General features: G+C 44.7%; 7 protein-coding genes. 4 read left to right on the forward strand and 3 right to left on the reverse strand.

Features of this window, described 5'->3' with window-relative positions; all coding sequences use genetic code 11:
- Positions 1-232: 232 nt before the first annotated feature.
- Genes pstB through QVA83_RS12540 form a run of 3 tightly spaced genes read right to left on the reverse strand, consistent with a single transcriptional unit; the run spans position 233 to position 4,784 of the window.
- Positions 233-1,039, reverse strand: coding sequence for a phosphate ABC transporter ATP-binding protein PstB (pstB, locus tag QVA83_RS12530; RefSeq protein WP_039230783.1), 807 nt, complete (start codon positions 1,037-1,039; stop codon positions 233-235).
- A 15-nt stretch (positions 1,040-1,054) separates the two neighbouring features.
- A complete protein-coding gene (gene pstA, locus QVA83_RS12535) occupies positions 1,055-2,614 on the reverse strand; it encodes a phosphate ABC transporter permease PstA (protein WP_156077942.1) in 1,560 nt (519 codons plus the stop codon).
- Complete coding sequence (locus QVA83_RS12540) at positions 2,607-4,784, reverse strand: ABC transporter permease subunit (protein WP_061484792.1); 2,178 nt, start codon at positions 4,782-4,784, stop codon at positions 2,607-2,609. Before QVA83_RS12540 ends, pstA begins: the two co-directional genes overlap by 8 nt.
- 209 nt (positions 4,785-4,993) lie before the next feature.
- Between QVA83_RS12540 and QVA83_RS12545 the strand changes: the two genes are divergently transcribed.
- From QVA83_RS12545 to QVA83_RS12560, 4 genes are all read left to right on the forward strand, one after another.
- On the forward strand, positions 4,994-5,500 hold the full coding sequence (locus tag QVA83_RS12545; protein ID WP_014948399.1) for a glycine cleavage system transcriptional repressor: 507 nt from the start codon (positions 4,994-4,996) through the stop codon (positions 5,498-5,500).
- A 188-nt stretch (positions 5,501-5,688) separates the two neighbouring features.
- Entirely contained in the window at positions 5,689-7,761 is a 2,073-nt protein-coding gene (gene ppk1 / locus QVA83_RS12550) for a polyphosphate kinase 1 (protein WP_014948398.1), read from the forward strand.
- Positions 7,762-7,777: 16 nt separating this feature from the next.
- Positions 7,778-9,340: an exopolyphosphatase gene (ppx, locus tag QVA83_RS12555; RefSeq protein WP_287498510.1), complete on the forward strand. Its 1,563-nt coding sequence runs from the start codon at positions 7,778-7,780 to the stop codon at positions 9,338-9,340.
- Positions 9,341-9,489: 149 nt separating this feature from the next.
- Positions 9,490-10,257 carry a transporter substrate-binding domain-containing protein gene (locus QVA83_RS12560; protein WP_069943794.1) on the forward strand — a complete coding sequence of 256 codons (768 nt, stop codon included), beginning with the start codon at positions 9,490-9,492 and terminating at the stop codon, positions 10,255-10,257.
- The last annotated feature ends 72 nt before the right edge of the window (positions 10,258-10,329 follow it).

Here is a 10,329-nt window from a genome sequence, read left to right on the forward strand (position 1 = left end):
TGGTTAATACCGAGTTACGCAAGTTTTCCAACTCAATATTGAACGTACCCGAAATATGCGTGTTTAAGGCTACCTGTCGCATGGTGTTTTCTCCTCGAAGCGTAAGCATAACGAATAACGACAATCAATCGTGCCGCTACCTGTGGCAGAACTATCGTGACAAACCGCTACGTCTTGCCAAACTTCAGCATTGTGGCGCAAACCCATGTTAGAACAAACACTTACTGCTACGTTACCCATATCGCCCCGTTATATAGTCTTCGGTTTGCTTCTTATCTGGCATAGTAAACAGCGTATCGCTGTCTGCATATTCTATCAGCCTGCCCTGATGGAAAAAGGCGGTGTAGTCGCTTACCCTAGCCGCTTGTTGCATGTTGTGCGTCACGATAATAATGGTGCATTGTTTCTTTAATGCATCCATCAGTTCTTCGATAAAAAGCGTGGTCAGAGGGTCAAGGGCTGAGGTTGGTTCATCAAGAAGAAGAATGTCGGGCTTCAACGCCAGTGCTCTTGCAATCACCAGACGCTGTTGCTGACCGCCAGATAAGACATGCGCGGATTCAAATAAACGATCTTTAACCTCGTCCCACAGCGCCGCCTGTTTCAGTGCGCTTTCCACCGCGTCGTCTAAGTGTCGACGAATTTTAACGCCTTGAAGCTTAAGTCCGTAGCACACGTTCTCATAAATGCTCATAGGAAAGGGGTTGGGTCGCTGAAAAACCATGCCCACGTTCGTTCTTAGGCGTGACACATTTACTTTGCGGCTATTGATGTTTTGCCCATCAATAATAATTTCACCATCGTATTTGCAACCGTCATACAAATCGTTAAGGCGATTGAAACAGCTAATGAGTGTAGATTTACCGCAACCACTTTGACCAATTAACGCTGTGATTTTGTTTTTTGGGATCCGCATGCTGATGTCATTTAACACATGCTTATTGCCAAACCACAGGTTGAGGTTTTTAACCTCTACCGCGGTTTGTTCTTCACCAATGTCGTTAACGTTCAGCGTATTGTGTTCAAACAACTTCAACATGTTACAAAACCTGTATTATCCTTTGAGATAGCGTTTGCGCAGGCGCGCTCTAAGTACAACTGCCAGAATATTTAATACAAACACCACCACGAGTAAAAGCAAGCAAGCGGCAAACATCATGCTTGCGCTCTTTCCATCAGTTTGGCTGTGAAACGCTCCGTCATAAATAAGCACGCCCAAATGCATAAACTGCCTATCAAGGTGGAGATAAGGAAACTCTCCATCTATGGGCAAGGTTGGCGCAAACTTGACCGCACCCACTAACATAAGTGGCGCTACTTCACCTGCCGCCCTCGCAATCGCCAGAATTACGCCAGTCATAATACCCGGAGACGCAATAGGCAATACGGTGCGCACTATAGTCTCAATTTTGGTAGCTCCTAATGCGTAACTACCCGCTTTCAATCCTTCCGGCACCCTGCGCAAGCCTTCTTCAGTCGCCACAATCACTACAGGTAAGGTCAAAATTGCCATGGTTAAGGCAGCCCAGAAAACGCCAGGGCTTCCCATTGTGGGTGCTGGCAGTGTGTCACTAAACAATAGCTCATCAATACTGCCGCCCAAGGTATAAACAAAGAAACCAAGGCCGAATACGCCGTAAACAATAGAAGGTACACCTGCCATGTTGCTTACACTGACACGAATAATGGTGGTAAGCGCCGTGTTAGGTGCATATTCGCTCAAGTAAATAGCGGCTAATACACCAAAGGGCGTTACGATGATGGTCATTAAAAATACCATGAGTACAGTGCCAAACAACGCAGGGAAGACGCCACCTGAGGTATTCGCTTGTTTAGGGGAATCGGTAAGAAAAACACCGATTTCCGAAAACGCTACCTGCCACTTTTCCCATGTACTTAGACGACTGACAAAATCCACATCTTGAATACTAGAAATGGGAATAACAAACGGCGTTCCGTCAGCAAAACTTACCAATAAGGTATACTCAGCTCGCGTTGCTTCTAACGCTTCCACACGCTTTTGGTATTCGTCAAACGATGCCACTAAACGCTCTCTCGCTGGCGCGTCGGCAACAACATTACGTTTATCAAATTGAGATAGCGCTTCGTGAATAGGTGCAAGGTGTTGCGTATTTAAATCTTCAATTTGAGCGCTTATTTGAGCCACTTCCTCTAGCACAATGTCAATGTTACCAAGAGGTTGAGGCGGTTTAGATGGCACGACGATGTATTCAGGAATTGCCAACACACGCCTGCCGTCTAACAGTTTTATTTCTGCGCTTTGGTTTGCAAGTAGAGAAGTCTCTATTTCTTCTCGAGATAACTGGATTTGAAAGCCATAAGGATGCTGAGCATCTGAGAACTTAAGTGTCACATCCTCATTTGTTGATTCATCAAATAGGTTCGCAAGCACCGAAAACCTTGTGCCGTCTTGATGCGTACCGGTAACCGTATAGATGGGCTCTGGCCAAAAATATGCCGTACCTCGAAAACTAATAAGTATGAGAACGCTAACTAGCGCAATAAGCAGCAGGCTGGTGAAAAAAGCCGTTAAACTAATAACTAGCGATTGACGCTGTACCGCACTTAACCCAAACGTTGTTCGATTAACCATAGTACGCCCTACTTCTTATACGCTGTCGCAATAGCTCTGCCATGGTGTTTACCAAGAAGGTAAACAGGAACAAAATACACGCGGTGAAAAATAGAATTTGATAGTGCGCCGATGATACATCTGCTTCTGGAAGTTCAATTGCCAAGTTAGCAGTAAGTGCTCGCAAACCTTCTATCAAGCCCCAGCTGGAGATTGGCGTATTTCCCGTCACCATTAGGACTATCATAGTTTCACCAAACGCGCGGCCGAAACCTAGCATAATCGCGGCAACAATACCCGGTAGTGCAACGTGAAGCACAACATGAAGTAAGGTCTGTAGTCGTGTGGCGCCTAAAGCAAAAGAGGCGTGTTTTAAATCATTTGGAACGCCGTTTATGGCATCTTCAGCAAGGGAATAGATACTAGGTGATATGGCCACACCTAACGCTAACGCTACCACTATAGTCGTTTTCCCGATGGGACTATCGGACTCAGCCGCAAGCATTGTAAACCCGTCTACCCCCATTATCGAGAAAATAAGCGAAGGCGCATACTCCACGCTAATAAAACCTAAAAGGAACACTCCGCTTATAGCAAATAGTAGCTCTGCTCCGTGTCTTAGCTTCTTTGGTAAGTATTCCGCAACAGGGCGCTGTACCAGGGCAACGACAATAAGCACAAAAGGGATAACGATTAGGAAAAAGGCAAAGGAAAATAAAAACTGCTCAGCTTTTGGCGATAACCAAATGGCTGCGATGAAGCCAATAAGTACACTGGGAATCGCTTCGAGCAATTCGATAGCCGGCTTAATAACGTTGCGAAGGCGGCTTTTAGCAAAAAACGCGGTGTAAATTGCGGCACCGATAGCAACCGGAATAGCAATAAGCAGCGCTAAAAGAGAGGCTTTAATACTGCCTATTAATAGCGGCGTTAGGCTAAATTTTGCCTCTTGAAAATCAGAGGCACTGGTGGTTTGCCATACGGTTTCTTCCGTTTCATACCCTTCGTAATGCTGCGGTTCAAACAGAGAGGCCCATGTAGTAACACCGCTTAAGTGCTTGCCTTCCCATACTGATAAGGTGCTATCTGAATAGCCATAAAGCTTATTGCCGTACCAAATGATATTCTCAGCAGAACGCTCTATTTGTTGTGATGCCACTACATCGCCCGATACACGGTTTACCAACAACACTCTTGCTTTGTCGGTCAGCACAGCCACTAAGTTCATACTGGCATGTTCTGCCACATCCTTAACGTTCTCTCCTGGTAACGCTACTTGGTAGGTTTGTTCAAAGGTAAGGCCTTTATCGCTTTTGCTCAGCACCCAACGAGTAAGTGTCTGTGTATTGCTGTTCATTAGGAAAAAGGTGCGGTCTTTAGCAAGCGGAAATACAATCTTCTCATCTAATGACGCTGTGATGTTTCCTGCTATTGGCAGTAGTGACGCACCTTCATCCGTGAGCCTATTTAGGAAAAGGGCATCATCCACTTGGAGTAACACGCTCTGACTGCCGGGTAACAATACGAGTCTGTCTATATTATGAAACCGTTTATCCACCACCTGTGTAGGACGAAGCCGATTTACCCAACGGATAAACACTTTATTGTCTTGAACGATAGAAACCACTGCCCATTTTGAGGACAGTGCAATGCTCCAGTCACTGCGTCTCTCCCACTCATCTTTGGGAAGCGCGAACGTAATGCTGTTCGACAACGCCGCTTGCGGCGTACTTGTGGCAATATCCTCTGCGCTACCGTCGGTCATATTGAACGATCTAACCGGTAAAACTCTCACTTGGGCGTTGGGAGAAACGTCTACGATATAGTTCTCTCCCATCACACTGTGGGAAGACAGTCTATGCTCACAAGGACGGATATAATCGTGATTACTTACCAGAGCATCGCCTTTAAGCAACTTTAATCCCAATCGACAGTCAGACTTCCTAACCAGCATTGGCTGACTGTTAATAATGTCGCCTGCGCTGATAATTTTTTCGTTATCTGGCGTTTTCAAGCTCAACAGATGATTTAAGCTAGGGGTATATGCCAACGGCAGAGCTTGGCTGATTAGATGGGTAATAAGAATAACTAACGTCAACAAAACAAGGCCGCCGAAGCCGGTCACTACATAGCGTGACCACCTGTCGCTTCGCTGGCGTTTTTTGTTTGTGCTATTGCTGTCGAAAGTCATGCGGCTGTTTAGTAATTCTTATTTTCGAAATTCTTCATTTTTAAGAAGAATAACCCTAAATTGCACTGGTGAGCAGTGTAAGTTTTGTTATGCTAATAGCAAGTGAAAGTTTAAAGCATTACCTTCGCGCAACCTACTCTGCGCCTATGGTATTACCCAACAGGAAGACGATCAAAGTTTTTCTCTACACGCCCAATAAGGAGCATCGTATGCAATCATTGGTTATAAGCATTATGGGTAAAGACAAGCCGGGTTTAGTAGACACACTGGCTAAGTGTGTATACAAACATGAGGGCAACTGGCAAGGATCGAGCTTTGCGCATATGGCGGGAATGTTCACCGGTTTTGTAGAAGTACATGTTGCCGATGAGAACAAACAGGGCTTAATCGATGCGCTAGACGCCATTAAAGATTTGTCGGTGCAATCTGTAGCGGTAGCGAGCAGTGAAAATAACAACACCACCAAATTGACGGTTGATGTAATGGGCAATGACAAAACCGGTATTGTCCAAGAGCTTACTTCTATTTTAAACCAGTTCAATTTGAATATTCTCACCTTTGCTTCACACTGTGAAAGCGCGCCTAACTGGGGCAGCCTGATTTTCAAAGCAAAAGCAGAAATTGCGGTGCCAGAAGATTTTGACGACGGTGCACTGCAAGACTCACTGGAGTCGTTGGCTAACGATTTGGTGGTGGATATTACCGCGAAGCGATAAAAACAAGGGCGTATTTGTGGTGCCATACACTATCCCGCGTATCACAATTACGAACTCATCATATTGAAAGTTAATGGAATAACCACAACGCAATGCGTGCGCACTTGCACCAGAATACGTGTTGTCACAGTAGTGTCACTGACTGATGGCAGTCTTTGACCATTTTTATGAACGTGAATTGAGACATTATGGATAACGACGTTTTATATTATCCCAAAGAATTAAGCTGGCTTGCGTTTAACGAACGCGTATTGCAAGAAGCCGCAGATAAAAACAATCCCGCCGTGGAGCGAATTCGTTTTCTTGGTATTTACTCAAATAACCTAGATGAGTTTTATCGCGTGCGCGCCGCTGACGTGAAACGACAAATTACCATTGCGCAAAATGACGGCAATGAAGAGGAAGCTGAACGCCAAACCGCTCTTATGGCGCTTATTCAGAAAAAGGTAGTCCAGCTTTCTGAAAAGTTCGACCAAATTCATAAGGATGTGGTTAAGTCCCTAGCTCGCTACAACATACATATTCTTCGAAAAGACGATTTAGACGATTATCAAAAGCAGTGGGTACGCAACTTCTTCGTTAACAAAGCACTGCGTCACATTGCACCTATTTTAATAGATAAGAAGACCGACCTACTTAGCCGTTTGAACGGTACTTCAGTGTATTTATATGTGGCGCTTAGAAGAAAGGACCGCAATCCTAAATTTGCGGTTATTCAGGTTCCTACCTCTGAAATGTCGCGCTTTATGCTGATCCCACCGCAAAAAAGCCGCAAGAAGAAGAGCATTATTATGCTCGATGACATGATTCAGCTGTGTATCGAAGACATTTTCCGCGGTTTCGTGAAGTTCGACGAAATTGAAGCATTCTCGTTTAAAATGACGCGTGATGCGGAATATTCTATCAACGAAGAAATTGACGAAAGCTTCGTTGAAAAGATGTCTGAAAGTATGAAGCAGCGCCTTATCGCTGAGCCTGTGCGTGTTATCTACGACACGAACATGCCAGAGGACATGAAATCTGACTTGCGCAAGCGACTTAAGATAACCAAGCTAGATACCATGCACGCTGCTGGGCACTATCGTAACTTTAAAGACTTTATTGGCTTCCCTAATGTGGGTCGAGAATATTTAGAGCATACGCCGCTGCCTGCTATCGACAGCAAGGCATTCTCTAAGTACAACACCGTTTTCGATGCCATTACTGCACGAGACATACTACTATACTACCCGTACCATCGCTTCCTACACTTCACCGAGTTTTTGCGTCAGGCGGCTTTCGACCCGAATGTTAAGACCATACGTATTAATATTTATCGTGTTGCCAGTAATTCACGCATTGTAAACTCGTTGATTGACGCAGTAGACAACGGCAAAAAAGTAACCGTTGTGGTAGAACTTCGCGCCCGTTTTGACGAAGAGGCAAATATCGAATGGTCTAAGCGCATGACTGATGCAGGTATACGCGTTGTACTTGGCGTGCCTACTCTTAAAATTCACTCTAAACTTTGTATTGTGACCCGTGAAGAACGGGGCAGTTTGGTGAACTATGCGCATTTCGGTACGGGTAACTTCAACGAGAAAACAGCAAAGATTTATACCGACTACAGCTTATTCACCCGTAATCAAGAACTCGCCGATGAAGGCGTGGCGGTATTCGATCTTATTCAATACCCTTACCGACGCTACAAGTTCCAGCATCTTCAAATATCGCCATTAAACGCCAGAACCAAAATTCAGTCGTTAATTCGTCAAGAAATTCAGCATTTGAACCAAGGCCAAAAGGCACAAATCACTTTCAAAATTAACAACCTTGTTGATAAAGAACTCATTGATGATTTGTACCGGGCTAGCCAGGCGGGGGTTAAGATCCGCGGTATAGTGCGCGGTATGTGCTCACTTAATCCGGGGATAAAAGGAATAAGCGAAAACATCGAAATTATCTCTATTGTTGATAGATTTCTCGAACACCCTCGCGTGATGATTTTTGAAGGTGGCGGCGATAGAAAAGTGTATATCTCTTCTGCTGACTGGATGACCCGTAACATGGACAACCGCATTGAAGTAGGTTGTCCAGTGTATGATAAAGGTCTTCAACAGCGCATTGTTGATATAATGGAGCTACAATTTAAAGATACCCTGAAGGCTCGAGTGATTGACAAGGATCAGAGCAACAAGTACGTTCGCAGGGGAAATCGTAAAAAACTTCGTTCTCAGATAGAAATTTATGACTATTTGAAGAAGCTAGAAGACACTTTGTAGGATAGAAAATTAGTACATGACCCAGCACGAATCAGTTTTTAATGACGTGGAAACCCGCGAAGTCAATAAAGTCGCAGCACTAGACATTGGCTCAAATAGTTTTCACTTAGTAGTAGCACGCATTGTTGCTGGGTCTGTGCAGATTCTGCATAGAGTTAAACAAAAGGTTCGCTTGGCCGAAGGTCTTAACGACGACGATATATTGTCTGATGAAGCGATGGAGCGTGGGCTTGCTATGCTAAAAGTAGTAGCAGAGAGCCTTAAAGGTTTTGAGCCCGACTCCGTGAGAATTGTCGCCACTCATACGTTGCGCAGAGCGCGTAACGCCCGCGATTTTATCAGCGCAGCAAAAGATATCCTTCCCTACCCTATCGAAGTCATTTCTGGTGTAGAAGAAGCGCGACTTATTTATTCAGGCGTTGCACATACTAACCACTCCGACGGCCAACAGCTGGTTATTGATATAGGCGGTGGCTCTACTGAGTTCGTTATTGGCGAAGGTTTTACGCCTTTACTTTGCCGCAGCCTTCAAATGGGCTGCGTAAGCTATACCAAACGGTTTTTCCCTGACGGTGAGCTAAAGCCAAAAGCCTTTGATCGTGCTATCACGGCTGCACAGCAAGAGCTTGAGTTAATAGATAATAAATATCGCAGACTGGGCTGGGTCCAGTGTATCGGTACGTCTGGTACCATTCGTTCGCTGTTTACACTTTGTCAGCAAGACAGACCCAATGGCCACGATATTCCGGTGACACTTAAAAGTTTGCGCAATTTAATGAAGCAATTCATAAGCGCAGGGCATATAGACAAATTAAGCTACCCAGATTTAAGTGAAGATCGTCGTGTGGTTATTGCTGGCGGCCTCGCTATTCTTATCGCCGTTTTCAAAGCCCTAGAGATTGAAGGCTTGGTGTACTCGCCTGCCGCCTTGCGCGAAGGCGTACTTTATCAGATGGAAGATGAGCTTCATCACGCTGATATTCGCGGCAGAACCGCGAGTAGTTTGGCAACCCGCTACGATGTAGATACGTCCCAAGCCACTATGGTGCTCAATACAACCCTTTCACTTTTCAACGATGTTGAAAAAGCATGGAAACTTAAAGGGCGTGACTTTAAAAGCATGCTCGGCTGGGCAGCTTTACTTCACGAAGTCGGCATGCAAATTAACTCTCGAGGCATACAAAAACACAGCGCCTATATTCTTGGTAATGTGGACATGCCTGGGTTTACGCAGGAACAACAATTACTGCTAGCTACGCTCGTGCGATTCCATAGAAAGAAAATTCGAACCAATGAATTGCCCGCATTTAATCTTTTCGATGAGCAGTCGGTTAAGCATTTAATCGCGTTACTGCGTTTGGGTGTACTGCTTAATATTAAACGCCAAGAGGGTTTTGTACCTGACCTCGTTGTTAATGTAGAAAAGAACGAACTGACCATTACCTTCCCTGATGGCTGGTTAGATGAAAAACCTATTATCTCAGCTGACCTGCTACGAGAAAGCCACTACTGGAAAGCGCTTGATTTAAAACTCACAGTTTTTCCTGATATCGAGCAATTACATCCCGCGGTAGAATAAGCAAGTACCGACTATCAGCCACCTCAAATTGAACATTTTATAGGCAAATGTCAGTATTATTTGCCTATAAAACCGGTATACTACACGTTAGCATTACCTTAACTAAAACCTCCAATTGACGTTATTATTATAGGTTCTTAACAGTAGTTATGTTTCGTAGTATCTGGATTTTTTTGTTGCTGATTGTAAGTTCATTTGCCTTCGCATCGTCCAACCATGTCTACTTTCTAAGCGAGATCACCCCACCCTATTACTGGATTAATGAGGATGGAAAAGCACAAGGCGTCAACGTAGACCTCGCAAACGCACTAGAACCTCTGCTGCCATTTAGCAGTTCGTTGGAACATATGCCGTGGGCCCGTGCAGTACAAGAAACCCTCGACAATCCCAATCTGGTACTTCTATCTTTATTGAAAACACCAAACAGGGAAGATGAATTTGAGTGGATTTCATCAGTAAATCATATGCAGGCCTCGCTGATCCGCTTAAAGCAGAAAGAGGCAGCACACGTCAATTCCTTAGACGACGCGAAGCAGTTCCGAGTAGGCTCAATACGCGGCTATGGCTCAGCATCGTTTTTGCAGCAAGAAGGTTTTGAAGAAAATAAAAACCTCGCTTTGGTTGCTGAGCCAGCACTACTGTGGAAGCTTTTGTATATGGGGCGCATCGACTTTGCATTAGCCAATTTTGAGACAGGAAAGTATGAAATCAGTGACGCAGGCTTTAACCCTAGCGACGCAACGAGCGAATATGTTATCGAAGCATTAGGTGCCGATCTTTTTGTTGCCACTGGCCTTAAGACTGAGCAAGACAAAGTAAGCTCACTTAAACATGCATTTTCGATTTTAAAAGCGAATGGCGAATATGCTCGAATACTAAAAAAATGGGGCCTTGAACCGATTGAGTCGGCGCATTAGCCCCACTTAGTCTCAGCACACTAATTATTGAGCTTCAACTTGCGTACTTTGTGACTGCACGCTGTCGTATTT

Origin of the sequence: Alteromonas sp. AO-Serp (assembly GCF_017849675.1) — a bacterium.
In the GTDB taxonomy this organism is placed as follows: domain Bacteria; phylum Pseudomonadota; class Gammaproteobacteria; order Enterobacterales; family Alteromonadaceae; genus Alteromonas; species Alteromonas macleodii.